General features: G+C 69.9%; 11 protein-coding genes. 4 read left to right on the top strand and 7 right to left on the bottom strand.

Features of this window, described 5'->3' with window-relative positions:
- Positions 1–33: 33 nt before the first annotated feature.
- The 3 genes from hutI to ACW172_RS15315 are packed head-to-tail and all read right to left on the bottom strand — an operon-like array spanning position 34 to position 3,388.
- Positions 34–1,260 (bottom strand): imidazolonepropionase, encoded by a 1,227-nt coding sequence (gene hutI, locus ACW172_RS15325; protein ID WP_492032300.1) that lies wholly within the window; start codon positions 1,258–1,260, stop codon positions 34–36.
- On the bottom strand, positions 1,257–1,973 hold the full coding sequence (hutC, locus tag ACW172_RS15320) for a histidine utilization transcriptional repressor HutC (RefSeq protein WP_492032299.1): 717 nt from the start codon (positions 1,971–1,973) through the stop codon (positions 1,257–1,259). Before hutC ends, hutI begins: the two co-directional genes overlap by 4 nt.
- On the bottom strand, positions 1,970–3,388 hold the full coding sequence (locus ACW172_RS15315; RefSeq protein ID WP_492032298.1) for a formimidoylglutamate deiminase: 1,419 nt from the start codon (positions 3,386–3,388) through the stop codon (positions 1,970–1,972). Before ACW172_RS15315 ends, hutC begins: the two co-directional genes overlap by 4 nt.
- 49 nt (positions 3,389–3,437) lie before the next feature.
- On the opposite strand from ACW172_RS15315, the gene hutG reads away from it, so the two are divergent.
- Genes hutG through hutH form a run of 3 tightly spaced genes read left to right on the top strand, consistent with a single transcriptional unit; the run spans position 3,438 to position 7,464 of the window.
- Positions 3,438–4,250: an N-formylglutamate deformylase gene (hutG, locus tag ACW172_RS15310; protein WP_492032297.1), complete on the top strand. Its 813-nt coding sequence runs from the start codon at positions 3,438–3,440 to the stop codon at positions 4,248–4,250.
- An 8-nt stretch (positions 4,251–4,258) separates the two neighbouring features.
- Positions 4,259–5,929 carry a urocanate hydratase gene (gene hutU / locus ACW172_RS15305; RefSeq protein WP_492032296.1) on the top strand — a complete coding sequence of 557 codons (1,671 nt, stop codon included), beginning with the start codon at positions 4,259–4,261 and terminating at the stop codon, positions 5,927–5,929.
- A gap of 5 nt (positions 5,930–5,934) precedes the next feature.
- The gene (gene hutH / locus ACW172_RS15300; RefSeq protein WP_492032295.1) at positions 5,935–7,464 is read left to right on the top strand and encodes a histidine ammonia-lyase; all 1,530 of its coding nucleotides are present in this window, start codon (positions 5,935–5,937) and stop codon (positions 7,462–7,464) included.
- Here the strand turns inward: hutH and fni are convergent.
- A complete protein-coding gene (gene fni / locus ACW172_RS15295; protein WP_492032294.1) occupies positions 7,461–8,492 on the bottom strand; it encodes a type 2 isopentenyl-diphosphate Delta-isomerase in 1,032 nt (343 codons plus the stop codon). The genes hutH and fni overlap by 4 nt on opposite strands.
- A gap of 53 nt (positions 8,493–8,545) precedes the next feature.
- Between fni and ACW172_RS15290 the strand changes: the two genes are divergently transcribed.
- Positions 8,546–9,034 (top strand): sterol desaturase family protein, encoded by a 489-nt coding sequence (locus ACW172_RS15290; RefSeq protein WP_492032293.1) that lies wholly within the window; start codon positions 8,546–8,548, stop codon positions 9,032–9,034.
- Here ACW172_RS15290 and ACW172_RS15285 read toward each other — a convergent pair.
- The 3 genes from ACW172_RS15285 to crtY are packed head-to-tail and all read right to left on the bottom strand — an operon-like array spanning position 9,031 to position 12,670.
- Positions 9,031–9,969 carry a phytoene/squalene synthase family protein gene (locus ACW172_RS15285; RefSeq protein ID WP_492032292.1) on the bottom strand — a complete coding sequence of 313 codons (939 nt, stop codon included), beginning with the start codon at positions 9,967–9,969 and terminating at the stop codon, positions 9,031–9,033. The genes ACW172_RS15290 and ACW172_RS15285 overlap by 4 nt on opposite strands.
- Entirely contained in the window at positions 9,966–11,483 is a 1,518-nt protein-coding gene (locus tag ACW172_RS15280; RefSeq protein ID WP_492032291.1) for a phytoene desaturase, read from the bottom strand. Before ACW172_RS15280 ends, ACW172_RS15285 begins: the two co-directional genes overlap by 4 nt.
- Positions 11,480–12,670 carry a lycopene beta-cyclase CrtY gene (gene crtY / locus ACW172_RS15275; protein ID WP_492032290.1) on the bottom strand — a complete coding sequence of 397 codons (1,191 nt, stop codon included), beginning with the start codon at positions 12,668–12,670 and terminating at the stop codon, positions 11,480–11,482. The genes ACW172_RS15280 and crtY overlap by 4 nt, the downstream gene beginning before the upstream one ends.
- Between the last annotated feature and the right edge of the window lie 13 nt (positions 12,671–12,683).

The following is a 12,683-nucleotide window of genomic DNA, read 5'->3' as shown; positions in this document are numbered from 1 at the left end:
AACCTTAGATTAGTTCTGTGCCTTTATACAGCCTTAAGTTGTTAACCTTAATCCGTCCACATAGCGCCATGAAAGCAACGGCTTACCCAGCCAATAGGCCAGTTCGGCGGGGCGGGTGATGTCCCAGACGGCGAGGTCGGCGCGCTTGCCGGGCTCAACCGTGCCGAGCTGGTCGGACAGGCCGAGCGCCCGGGCGGCATGGCGGGTGGCGCCGGCCAGGGCCTCTTCCGGGGTCAGACGGAACTGGACGCAGGCCAGGGTGATGGCCGCGGTCATGGAGGCGACGGGCGAGGTGCCGGGGTTGCAGTCGGTGGCGACGGCCATGGCCACACCGTGCTTCCTGAGGAGCGCGATCGGCGGAGGCGTCGTCTCACGCAGCATCAGATAGGCGCCGGGCAGGAGGACGGCGACCACCCCGGCCTGCCCCATGGCCGCGATCCCGGCCTCGCTGGCGTGTTCGATATGGTCGGCGGACAGGGCGTTGTGACGCGCCGCCAGGGCCGCACCGCCGCCGTCCGACAACTGGTCGGCATGCAGCTTGACCGGCAGGCCCAGCGCCTTCGCCCGGTCGAACAGGCGCGAGACCTCTTCGGCAGAGAAGGCGATGGGCTCGCAATAGGCGTCGACGGCGTCGACCAGACCCTCGGCCTGGGCGGCGGGCAGGATGTCGTCGATGGCGAGGTCGACATAGGCCGCTCGGCTGGCGTCCGAGCCGCGAAACTCGGGCGGGACGGCGTGGAGGCCCAGGTAGGAGGTGCGGACCCGAACCCCGGCCTCGCTGCCGATGCGGCGGGCGACGCGCAGCATCTTCAGCTCGCTGTCGCGGTCGAGGCCATAGCCGGACTTGATCTCGACGGTGGTGACGCCGGTCGCCTTCAGGCCTTCCAGACGGCTGAGGGCCGAGGCGTAGAGCTGGTCCTCCGAGGCCTCGCGGGTCGCCTTGACCGAGGAGACGATGCCGCCGCCGGCGCGGGCGATCTCCTCATAGGTCGCGCCTTCCAGACGCTGTTCGAACTCGCCGGAGCGGTCGCCGCCGAAGACGAGATGGGTGTGGCAGTCGATCAGTCCGGGCGTGACCCAGCGGCCGTCGAGGGCGTGGGTTTCGGCCGCCTCATGCTCAGGCAGGTCGGCGCGCGGGCCGATCCAGACGATGGCCCCGTCGCGGATCAGGATGGCCGCGTCCTCGATCGCGCCATAAGGGACGCCGCCGTCCGTCATGGTGGCGACATGGCAGTCGGTGATCAGCAGGTCCGCTTTCACGGGCGGTCTCCGCGCGGCGAGAACCGGGCGACGAGGTCGTAGCGGTCGCCGGGGAAGGTCTGGCGGACCTGGGTCACCCCCTGCCCGTCCCGCCAGGTGCGGCGGTCCACGCACAGGCAGGCGGTCCCGGGCTTGAGGCCCAGCAGACGCGCGTCGCCGCCCGCCGCCCCGATGGCCGAGATGCGGTGCTCGGCCTCGGTCCAGGGCGCCGAGTCCAGCAGCCAGGCGCCCGGCGGCATAAGGGCGAAGTCGGCGACCGCCGCCTCGGGCACGGCGGCGAGGGCGATCAGGCGGCGCTCCAGGGCGAAGGGCGCGCCGTCGGCCAGATGCAAGCCCGCCAGCTCCAGCAGGGCGCCGCCGGCGGCCAGGTCCCGCTCCTCGGTGGTGCGCGGCTCGCGCGCCTGACGGTCCAGCAGGCGGAAGGCGTAGGTCTGGCCACGCTCGGTGATCTCGGCGCCGAGGTCCGGGATGGACAGGATGGCGGCGTGGGCGCGGGGCTGGGCGACGAAGGTGCCGGCGCGGCGGCGACGGGTGACGAGGCCCCGGCCGGCCAGTTCGGAGATGGCCTTGTTCACCGTCATCCGCGAACAGCCGTACTGGGCCGTCAGCTCATGCTCGAAGGGGATGCGCGAGCCGGGCGCCCAGTCGCCGGACAGGATGCGGCCCTCCAGCTCGGCGTAGATGCGGCGGTGAAGGGTAGCGGGCTCGCTCATGCGTCCTGTCCGAGTACGGTCTTCAGGGCCTTCCGGTAGCGGGATTCGATCGCCTCGCGCGCCACATGGCGGCCGTCGACCACCACCTGTTCGCCGCGCCGCCAGACGGAGCGGATGGCGCTGCGGTCCGCGGCGAAGATCCAGCTGTCGAGGACGGCGTCGCCCGACCGGCCTTCGAAGGCAATGCCCGAGGTGTCGAGACCGACGATGTCGGCAGACTGACCCACCGTGAGGCCGCCCGTAACGCCTGTGGCCTGTTGGCCGCCGGACAGGGCCCGGTCGAACAGGGCGCGGCCGGTGGTGCGGACGCCGTCGGCCATGACCGCGCGCTTCCTGAGCGACAGGCGTTGGCTATACTCCAGCTGGCGCAGTTCGCCGGCCAGACCGATGCGGACGTTGGAGTCCGTGCCTATGCCGTAGCGGCCGCCATTCTGCACATAGGCAGAGGCCGGGAAGACGCCGTCGCCGAGGTTGGCCTCGGTGACCGGGCACAGGCCGACGACGGCGGCTCGCGCAGCGACCTCGCCCCATTCGCCCTCGGTGACGTGGGTGGCGTGGATGAGGCACCAGCGCGGATCGACGGGCGCGTTGGCCAGCAGCCATTCGACCGGCCGGGCGCCGGACCAGGCGAGACAGTCCTCGACCTCCTTCGTCTGTTCGGCGACGTGGATGTGGATCGGACCATCGCCCGCGAGGGCGGGCATGGCGGCAAGCTCATCCGGCGAGACGGCGCGCAGGCTGTGGGGGGCGACGCCGACGAGGGCGTCCGGCAGGCTCGCGGTCAGGGTCCGGCCCCGCGCGACCAGATCGGCGAAGCCGTCCAGATCGGTGATGAAGCGGCGCTGGCCCTGCGACGGCGGCTGACCGCCGAAGCCGGCATGGGCGTAGAAAACCGGCAGCAGGGTCAGGCCGACGCCCGTCGCTTCAGCCGCCGCGACGATGCGGCCGGTCAGTTCGGCCGGATCGGCATAGGGCCGGCCAGCCGGGTCGTTATGCAGATAGTGGAACTCGGCGACGCGGGTGAAGCCCCCCTCCAGCATCTCGGCGAAGGCCAGGGCCGTGATGGCCTCGATCTCCTCCGGACCGCCCCGGTCGAGGAAGCGGTACATGAGCTGCCGCCAGCTCCAGAAGTCGTCGTCCTCGCCCCCCTCGGGTCCCCGCCCCTCGGTCAGGCCGGCCATGGCGCGCTGGAAGGCGTGGCTGTGGACATTGGCGACGCCGGGGATGGCGACCCCGCCACCCTGATCGATCGCCGCCCGGGCGACGCCGGTCTCGATGGAGGCGATCAGGCCGTCCGCGACGGTCATCCGGACGTCGGACGCCCAGCCTGCCCCCAACAGCGCCTGTTCGAACCACAGGCTCAGACCCTCACGCGACGTTTGCGGCACTGGACAATCCCGATCAGACTCGAACATTATGTCTAGACATACCACACCCAAACGGAATCGCGAGGGAGGCTGAAACATGACGGACTGGCTCACGATCCGCGAGGGCGCGTCGCCCCTGATCATCGGCCTGCCGCATACGGGGACGCGCATCCCGGCGGAGATCGAGGCGCGGATGACCTCGCCCTGGCTGGCCCGCAAGGACGCCGACTGGTGGGTGGACCGCCTCTATGACTTCGCCGTCGATCTGGATGCGACCTTCGTGCGGACCGGGATTTCGCGCAGCGTCATCGATGTGAACCGCGATCCTTCGGGCGTTTCCCTCTATCCCGGCATGACCACCACCGGCCTGTGCCCGGTGGAGACCTTCGACGGAGAGCCGCTCTACCGTACGGGTCAGGAACCCGATCAGGCGGAGATCGACGCCCGCCGCGCCGCCTTCTTCGATCCCTATCACGCCGCGCTTCAGGGCCAGATCGACCGGCTGAAGGCCAACGGCCCCGTCGTTCTCTATGACGCCCATTCGATCCGCTCGATCGTGCCGCGGCTGTTCGAGGGCGAGCTGCCGCAGTTCAATATCGGCGACAACGGCGGCGCGACCTGCGACGGCGCCCTGACCCGGGCCGTCGAGGCCGCCTGCGCCGTCTCGGGCCTCACCCACGTCGTCAACGGCCGCTTCAAGGGCGGCTGGACCACGCGCCACTACGGCCAGCCCGGGAAGGGCGTCCACGCCATCCAGATGGAGCTTGCCGACCGGGGCTACATGGTCGATCCGGCCGGGCCGGTCGACGAGACCAACTGGCCCTCTCCCTATGAACCCGCCCGGGCGGAACGGATGCGCGGGACCCTGCGCGCCGTCCTGACCGCCTGCATCGACTTCGCGAAAGCCTGACGGACCCCATGACCGACAAGACCCCCAACGCGCGCGTCGTGCGCAGCCCGCGCGGCTCCGAGAAGACCGCCAAGACCTGGGTCGCCGAGGCGGCGATGCGGATGATGATGAACAACCTCGATCCCGAGGTGGCCGAGCGGCCCGACGACCTCGTCGTCTATGGCGGCATCGGCAAGGCGGCGCGCGACTGGGCCAGCTTCGACCGCATCGTCTCGGAGTTGCAGACGCTGGAGGCCGACCAGACCCTGCTGGTCCAGTCGGGCAAGCCGGTCGGCGTCTTCCGCACCCACGAGGACGCGCCGCGCGTCCTGATCGCCAACTCCAATCTGGTGCCCAAATGGGCGACCTGGGAGCATTTCAACGCGCTCGATCGCAAGGGGCTGATGATGTACGGCCAGATGACCGCCGGGTCCTGGATCTACATCGGCACCCAGGGCATCGTTCAGGGCACCTTTGAGACCTTCATGGAGGCCGGCCGCCAGCACTATGACGGCGACTGGTCCGGCAAATGGATCCTGACGGCGGGTCTCGGCGGCATGGGCGGCGCGCAAACCCTGGCCGCGACCATGGCCGGAGCCTCGTGCCTCGCGATCGAATGCCAGCGCAGCCGCATCGAGAAGCGGCTGGAGACCCGCTACCTCGACGTCATGGCCGAGACCCTGGATGAGGCCCTGGCCCTGATCGAACAGTCGCTGAAGGACGGCAAGCCGGTGTCGGTCGGCCTGCTGGCCAACGCCGCCGACGTCCTGCCCGAACTGGTCAAGCGCGGCGTGCGGCCCGATCTGGTCACCGACCAGACCAGCGCCCACGACCTGGTCAACGGCTATCTGCCCAGCGGCTGGACCGTCGCCGAGTGGGAGGACAAACGCCAGTCCGATCCGGCCGCGGTCGAGGCGGCGGCCAAGGCGTCGATCCTGACCCACGTTCAGGCCATGCTCGATTTCCAGGCGGCGGGCATCCCCGTCGTCGACTACGGCAACAACATCCGCCAGGTCGCCTTCGACGAAGGACTGGCCAAGGCCTTCGACTTCCCCGGCTTCGTGCCCGCCTATATCCGCCCGCTGTTCTGCCGGGGCGTCGGCCCGTTCCGCTGGGCGGCCCTGAGCGGCGATCCGGAGGATATCCGCAAGACCGATGAAGCCATGAAGCGGCTGTTCCCCGATGACGCCGACCTGCACCGCTGGCTCGACATGGCGGGCGAACGTATCGCTTTTCAGGGACTTCCGGCCCGTATCTGCTGGATTGGTTTAGGTGATCGCCACCGCGCCGGCCTGATGTTCAACGAGATGGTGGCGTCCGGCGAGCTGTCGGCGCCGGTCGTGATCGGGCGGGATCATCTGGACTCCGGATCGGTCGCCAGCCCCAATCGCGAGACGGAATCAATGATTGATGGATCGGACGCCGTGTCCGACTGGCCGCTGCTGAACGCCCTGCTGAACACCGCCTCTGGCGCCAGCTGGGTGTCGCTGCACCACGGCGGCGGGGTGGGCATGGGCTACTCCCAGCACGCGGGCGTGGTCATCGTCGCCGACGGCACGCCCGAGGCCGCGAAGCGTCTGGAGCGGGTGCTGTGGAACGACCCGGCGACCGGCGTCATGCGCCATGCCGACGCCGGTTACGAGATCGCGCGCAAGGCGGCGAAAGAGCACGAACTGAACCTGCCGAGCCTGAAGGCCTGAAGACCATGACCACCCTGATCCTCGGCGGCGCCCCCCTCACCCTGCCCCAGCTCCGCGCCGTCCTCGACGGGCCGGTCACCGTCGAACTGACCGCCGATGCCTGGGCCTGTGTCGAGAAGAGCGCCGCCACCGTCGCCGCCATCGTCGCCGAGGGCCGCACCGTCTATGGCGTCAACACCGGCTTCGGCCTGCTGGCCAATACCTCGATCGCGCCCGGCGATCTGGAGACCCTGCAGCGCAATCTGGTGCTCAGCCACGCCTGCGGCGTCGGCGCGCTTCTGCCGGACGCCGTCACCCGTCTGATGATGGTGCTCAAGATCGCCAGCCTGTCGCGCGGCGCCTCGGGCATCCGGCGCGAGACGCTGGAGACCCTGATCGCCCTGGTGAACGCCGACGTCCTGCCCTCAGTGCCGTCCAAGGGCTCGGTCGGCGCTTCGGGCGATCTGGCGCCGCTGGCCCACATGTCCTGCGTCCTGATCGGTGTGGGCGAGGCGCGGCATCGGGGCCAGACGCTGGACGCCGAGGCCGCACTGGCCGTCGCGGGCCGCACGCCCCTGACGCTGGGCCCCAAGGAGGGTCTGGCCCTGCTGAACGGCACTCAGTGCTCGACGGCGCTGGCTCTGGCCGGCCTGTTCGCCGCCGAGGCCGTCTATGCCGCCGGGATCGCCGCCGGCGCCCTGTCGGTCGATGCGCTGAAGGGCTCCGACGCCCCGTTCGACGCCCGCATCCATGCCCTGCGGGGTCAGCCCGGCCAGATCGCCGTCGCCGAACGCCTGCGTGACCTCATGGCCGGCAGCGCCATCCGCGAAAGCCATCTGGAGGACGACGGCAAGGTGCAGGACCCCTACTCCCTGCGTTGCCAGCCGCAGGTGATGGGCGCGATCCTCGACGTCCTGACGGCTTCCGCCGCCATGCTGGAACGCGAGGCCAATGCGGTCACCGACAACCCGCTGGTCTTCATCGAGGACGGGGATGTCATCTCGGGCGGGAACTTCCACGCCGAGCCGGTGGCCTTCGCCGCCGACCAGATCGCCATGGCCCTGTGCGAGATCGGAAACATCTCCGAGCGCCGGACCTCCATCCTCGTCGATCCGAAGATGAGCGAACTGCCGGCGTTTCTGGTGCGCGAGAGCGGGCTGAACTCGGGCTTCATGATCGCCCAGGTCACCGCCGCCGCCCTTGTCGCCGAGAACCGGATGATGAGCCATCCGTGCAGCGTCGACACCGTCCCGACCAGCGCCAATCAGGAAGACCACGTCTCCATGGCCACCCACGGCGCCCGCCGCCTGCTGGAGATGGCCGAGAACGCCGCGACCGTGGTCGGGATCGAGCTTCTGGCCGCCGCGCAAGGGATCGAGTTCCACCGGCCGCTGAAGAGCTCGGCCCCGCTGGAACAGGTCTTCGCCATCGTCCGCGAGGCGGCCGCCGAATACGGGTCGGATCACTATTTCGCGCCGGATATCGAACGGGCGACGGACGGGGTGCGGGCGGGACGCTATCGCGGGTTCGCGGGGACGTTGCTGCCCTCGGCCTAGGTCTGCAGTGGCGCCCGCTTCAGCGCCGCCAGATTGGCTGACCCCGTCGCGAAACACACGGTCCGCAGCTGGCGGATAACGGTCTGGAAGTGGGCGACCACGGCCTCGGTGGAAATGGTCGCGGCGGCCAGCACATTCGCCGCCTGACCGACAACGTCGGCGCCCAGACGGATGGCCTTGGCCGCATCGACGCCGTCGCGGACGCCCCCCGAGCCGATGATCAGGGCGCCCGGACAGGCGGCGCGGGCCTCGGCGATCGCGCGCGCGGTGGGGATGCCCCAGTCGGCGAAGGCTGAGGCGTGGATCTTGTCGGCCATGTCGGTGGCGCGCTCGCCCTCGATCAGCGCCCAGTTGGCCCCGCCGGCGCCCGCGATGTCGATGGCCGCCGCGCCCATGTCGATCAGACGCCGCGCGGTGGCGGCGGACAGGCCAGCGCCCGTCTCCTTGACCACGACCGGGGCATCCAGCTTGCGGATCAGGGCTTCGAGCGCCGCGCCCACGCCCCACCAGTCGCGGTCGCCCTCGGGCTGGCAGGCCTCCTGCAGCGGGTTCAGATGCACGATCAGGGCGTCGGCGCCGATCATGGCCATGGCGCGCCGCGCCTCGTCCACACCGAAGCCACGCGTCAGCTGGGCCGCGCCGATGTTGGCGAGGATCGGGGTGTCGGGCGCCCGGTCCCGCAGGGAGGCGTCCAGACCACCCGCGCCACCCTCGCCTTCCAGCGCCGCCCGCTGGGAGCCGACGGCGAGCGCAATGCCCAGATGCTGGGCGGCCTCGGCCAGACGGGCGTTGATGGCCTCGGCCCGGGCCGGTCCGCCGGTCATGGCGCTGATCAGCAGCGGCGCCTTCAACCGCCGCCCGAGAAAGTCGGCGCCGAGGTCGATCTTGGCGTGATCCAGATCCGGCAGGGCCTCATGGACGAAGCGCACCTGATCAAATCCCGCGTCATTGGCGTGGCGCCCGGCGCCGGACAGGACCACGTCGAGGTGCTGGTCTTTTCGGCCGAGGATCGGGCTGTCATCGCTCATCCCGCCCTTGTACCCGCCTCGACCCTCAAGGGGAACGGACGTAGGATCGTCCGATGATCCCCGTCTGGTTCGCCCTGATCGTGATCGCCGTCTTCCTGGCGATGGAGGGCGTGGCCTGGGCCTCGCACCGCTGGATCATGCACGGCTGGGGCTGGGGCTGGCATCAGAGCCATCACGAACCGCGCGCCGGTCTGTTCGAACTGAACGACCTCTATGCCGTGGTCGGATCGGCGGTCGGGTTCGGCCTGTTTTTGATCGGCTATCTGACCAAGGCCTGGCCGGTCTATGCGGTCGCCTCGGGGGTGACCCTGTACGGCCTCGCCTATGCGATCTTCCACGACGGGTTGGTGCATCAGCGCTGGCCGTTCCGCTGGGTGCCCAAGGGCGGCTATCTGCGCCGCCTGATCCAGGCGCACCGACTGCATCATGCGGTGATGTCGAAGGGCGGCGCCGTGTCGTTCGGCTTCCTGATCGCGCCCGATCCCAAGGCCCTGGCCGCCGAGCTGAAGCGGCTGCGCGCCGAACGCCGCGAGCTGACCTAGACCCGCGTCCACATCTCCGGGCGCGGCGGCGGGGTGCGGCCACGGTCCAGCGCGCGGGTCCAGACGGCGATCAGGACGCTGCGCCCGAACAGCCAGAGTTTCATCGGCTTGCCGACCGAGACGCGATGCTTCCACACGCCCGGCCCGGAGCGGACCACCTTGCGGCCGATCTCGCGATAGACGCCGCGCGCCGCCGCGATGGCCATGGAGGAGCGGAACGGCAGGCCGCGCAGGCCGATGCGGGCGCTGTCGTAATAGGGTTCGGCGACGGCCAGCAGCCGGGCGGTGACGGCGTGGACGGCGGCGCGGTTCCTCGGATCGGCGACCGCCTCGGGGGTCGGCTCCAGCCCCGCCTCGACCAGCCAGTCGGCGGGCAGATAGACGCGGCCGTTCTCGGCGTCCTCGACGACGTCGCGCGAGATATTGGTCAGCTGGAAGGCCAGACCGAGATCCTGGGCGCGGCGCAGGACCTGGGCGTCGAACACTCCCATAACCCGGGCCATCATCACCCCGACGACGCCCGCGACGTGCCAGCAATAGGCCATGACGTCGTCCAGGGTCCGGTACTCGCGGTGCTCCACATCCATGGCGAAGCCGTCGAGCAGGTCCAGCGGCCAGCGCTCCGGCAGGTGGTGGCGCAGGGCCACGCGCTGGAAGGCGGCGAAGGTCTGGTCATCCATCGTCTTGCCGGCCAGGGCCGCGCGGGTCTGGCGATAGAGGCTCTTCAGCCGGCGGCGCTGTTCCTTCTCGGACAGTTCCTCATGGCCGAAGCCGTGGTCCTGACCGTCGATCTCATCGTCGCAGCGGCGGCACCAGGCGTAGAGCAGCCAGGCGTCCTCGCGCACCGCCGGATCGAACAGGCGCGAGGCCGAGCGGAAGCTCTTCGATCCCTTGACGATCGAGTCTTTCGAGGCGGCGAGGACGGCGTCGGTCATGCGCTTGCTCCAGCGCGTGACAACCCAGCTTGTTCCAGCATCAGACCCGCCGTCGCCTTGGCCGAGCCGACTACGCCCGGGATGCCCGCGCCCGGATGGGTCCCGGCGCCGACGACGTAGAGATTGGGCACCTTGTCGTCGCGGTTGTGGGTCCGGAACCAGGCGCTCTGGGTCAGGATGGGCTCCAGCGAGAAGGCGCTGCCGAGGTGGGCGTTCAGCTCGTCCCTGAAGTCGCCGGGCGTGAAGATGCGGGTCGTGACCAGATCGCGGCGCAGGTTCGGGATGTAGCGCTCTTCCAGATAGTCGAGGAGCTTTTCGCGATAGAGCGGACCCTGAACGTTCCAGTCGATGTCGGCCGCGCCCAGATGCGGCACCGGCGACAGGACATAGTGGCCCGACATCCCCTCGGGCGCCATCGACGGATCGGTGGCGACCGGCGAGTGCAGGTAGAGGGAGAAGTCCTCGGGCAAGTCAGGACCCTTGAAGATCTCGGCGATCAGCTCCCGATAGCGGGCGCCGAAGCAGATGGTGTGGTGGGCCAGCTGCGGCTGGGGCGTCTTCAGCCCGAAATGCAGGACGAACAGCGACATGGAGAAGCGTTTCGACTTCAACGCCTTCGCCTTGGCCCGGCCGCGCGGGGCGTGACCCAGAAGCTTGTCGTAGGTGTGGACGACGTCGGCGTTGGAGGCGACCATGTCGGCGGGCACGACCTCTCCGCCCTCCAGCGTCACCGCCCGCGCGCGACCGTTCTCCATCTCGATGCGTTCGACCGGGGCGTTGAGGCGCAGGTCGCCGCCGAGGTCGGTGAAGAACCGCGCCAGCCCGGCGACCAGGGCGCCCGTGCCGCCCTTGGCGAACCAGACCCCGCCGCGCCGCTCCAAGGCGTGGATCAGGGCATAGACCGAGCTGGTCTTGAACGGATCGCCGCCGACGAGCAGCGTGTGGAAGCTGAAGGCCTGCTGCAGATGCGGGTCCTTGATGAACCGCGCGACCATGGCGTGGACGCTGTTCCAGCTCTCCAGCCGCGCCAGCTCGGGCGCCGCCTTGATCATCGACCAGAAGGACTGGAAGGGCACGGCGCCCAGCTTCACATAGCCTTCCTGATAGAGCTCTTCGGAATAGTCGTGGAAACGGCGGTAGCCCTCGACGTCGTCGGGGTTGAAGGCGCGGATCTGGCGGTCCAGCCCGGACTGATCATTGACGTAATCGAAGGTCGCCCCGTCCTCCCAGCACAGGCGGTAGAAGGGGTTCACCGGCAGGAGTTCGACATAGTCGGACAGGCGGCTGCCGGTCCCCTCGAACAGGTCCTCCAGACAGGCGGGATCGGTTATGACCGTCGGACCGGCGTCGAAGGTGAAGCCGTCCTGGCGCCAGACGTAGGCCCGGCCGCCGGGCTTGTCGCGCTTCTCGACCAGGGTGGTGTGGACGCCCGCGCGCTGCAGCCGGATGGCCAGGGCCAGGCCGCCGAAGCCGGCGCCGATGACCACCGCGCGCTTGACGACGACGTCCCTCATGCGGCGACCTTTCCGGCGCTTTGGCCGGGGCCTGTCCGGGTCTCACGCAACTGATGGATGGCTTTGACGACGGGCACAGGGGGTTTTCCCGCGAGAAGCCGCACCTTGTCCAGCGCCGTGCTGCGCCCTGCGTAGAACCGCCGCACGATCCCTTCGGGCAGGCCGTAGAAGCGGCGCAGCACCTTCCAGCGCTCGCCGGGCTCGGCGGCGCGGAACAGCATCCGGTCGAGCAGGCGGTAGAAGGCCCGCTCGGCCCACAGCGCCTTTGACCGGCTCTCGGTCGCAGCGCGCAGGGCGGCGGAGGACAGGTCCTCCATCCCGGCGATCATCCGCGCCGTGGCGACGGCGTCCGGCAGGGAATAGCCGGTCGTCGGATGGAACAGGGCCGCGGCCAGTCCGACGCGGGCGACCGGTTCGCCCTCCGCCCAGAAGCCTTCGATGTCGCCGTCCAGAACGATGGGCAGGACGCCCTCCTCCTCTCCAATCACCGCCTCCACCGTCCAGCCGCGCGACCGGGCATAGGCGTCGATGCGGGCGCGGATCAGGTCGCGGTCCAAGGTGGGGGCGTCGGCGTAGTATGTGTCCTCGACCAGCATCGTCGTCGCATCGAACGGCAGCAGATAGACGAAGCGGTAGGCGTCGCCCTGCCCGACGGTGGCGTCCATGATGGTCGGGCGCGTCAGGCCGTGCGGCTGGGCCAGCCTGAGTGTCCGGCCGAGGAAGACCTGCCAGCCGAGGTCGAGGTGTGACGTCGTCGAGGGCCCGCGTGCGTCGATGACGCCGGTCGCGGTCAGGCTCCGGCCGTCGGAGAGGGTCACATGGTCCGGGGCGACCTTGACCGCTTCGCCGGTGAGGAGCCGCTCGCCCAGCAGCGGCTCGACGGCCTCATGCAGCCGCTCCGACGTCAGGCTGTTGTAGGGCGTCCGAAGGCTGCGGCTCAGACCATGGAAGAAGACGTCGTAGCCGGCGTCCCAGCGGTGCGCCGTCGCGGGCTTCAGCCAGTCGCGGTCGGCGTCGGAGACGTCGCCGTCGAAGAAGGACCAGGTGTGGCGGCCGCCGATCCGGCCGTCGCGCTCGACCACCGCCACGCGCAGATCGGGCCGGTCGAGCGCCAGTCGCCAGACGATCAGCCCGGCCGCCAGCCCGCCGCCGACGAGGATCAGGTCGTGGTCCGTCCTTGCATCCATGCCGTACGCTAGC

Source organism: Brevundimonas sp. ALps5, from assembly GCF_058681645.1.
The sequence above is the reverse complement of the archived record's forward strand: the minus strand, read 5'-3'. Positions and strand labels throughout refer to the sequence as shown.

What these genes read in the sequence shown, in the direction of transcription:
- ACW172_RS15315 (WP_492032298.1), bottom strand. Translation starts at nt 3,388, where the DNA reads ATGTTCGAGTCTGATCGGGATTGTCCAGTGCCGCAAACGTCGCGTGAG.
- crtY (WP_492032290.1), bottom strand. Translation starts at nt 12,670, where the DNA reads ATGGATGCAAGGACGGACCACGACCTGATCCTCGTCGGCGGCGGGCTG.
- hutG (WP_492032297.1), top strand. Translation starts at nt 3,438, where the DNA reads ATGACGGACTGGCTCACGATCCGCGAGGGCGCGTCGCCCCTGATCATC.
- hutH (WP_492032295.1), top strand. Translation starts at nt 5,935, where the DNA reads ATGACCACCCTGATCCTCGGCGGCGCCCCCCTCACCCTGCCCCAGCTC.
- ACW172_RS15280 (WP_492032291.1), bottom strand. Translation starts at nt 11,483, where the DNA reads ATGAGGGACGTCGTCGTCAAGCGCGCGGTGGTCATCGGCGCCGGCTTC.
- ACW172_RS15285 (WP_492032292.1), bottom strand. Translation starts at nt 9,969, where the DNA reads ATGACCGACGCCGTCCTCGCCGCCTCGAAAGACTCGATCGTCAAGGGA.
- fni (WP_492032294.1), bottom strand. Translation starts at nt 8,492, where the DNA reads ATGAGCGATGACAGCCCGATCCTCGGCCGAAAAGACCAGCACCTCGAC.
- ACW172_RS15290 (WP_492032293.1), top strand. Translation starts at nt 8,546, where the DNA reads ATGATCCCCGTCTGGTTCGCCCTGATCGTGATCGCCGTCTTCCTGGCG.
- hutC (WP_492032299.1), bottom strand. Translation starts at nt 1,973, where the DNA reads ATGAGCGAGCCCGCTACCCTTCACCGCCGCATCTACGCCGAGCTGGAG.
- hutU (WP_492032296.1), top strand. Translation starts at nt 4,259, where the DNA reads ATGACCGACAAGACCCCCAACGCGCGCGTCGTGCGCAGCCCGCGCGGC.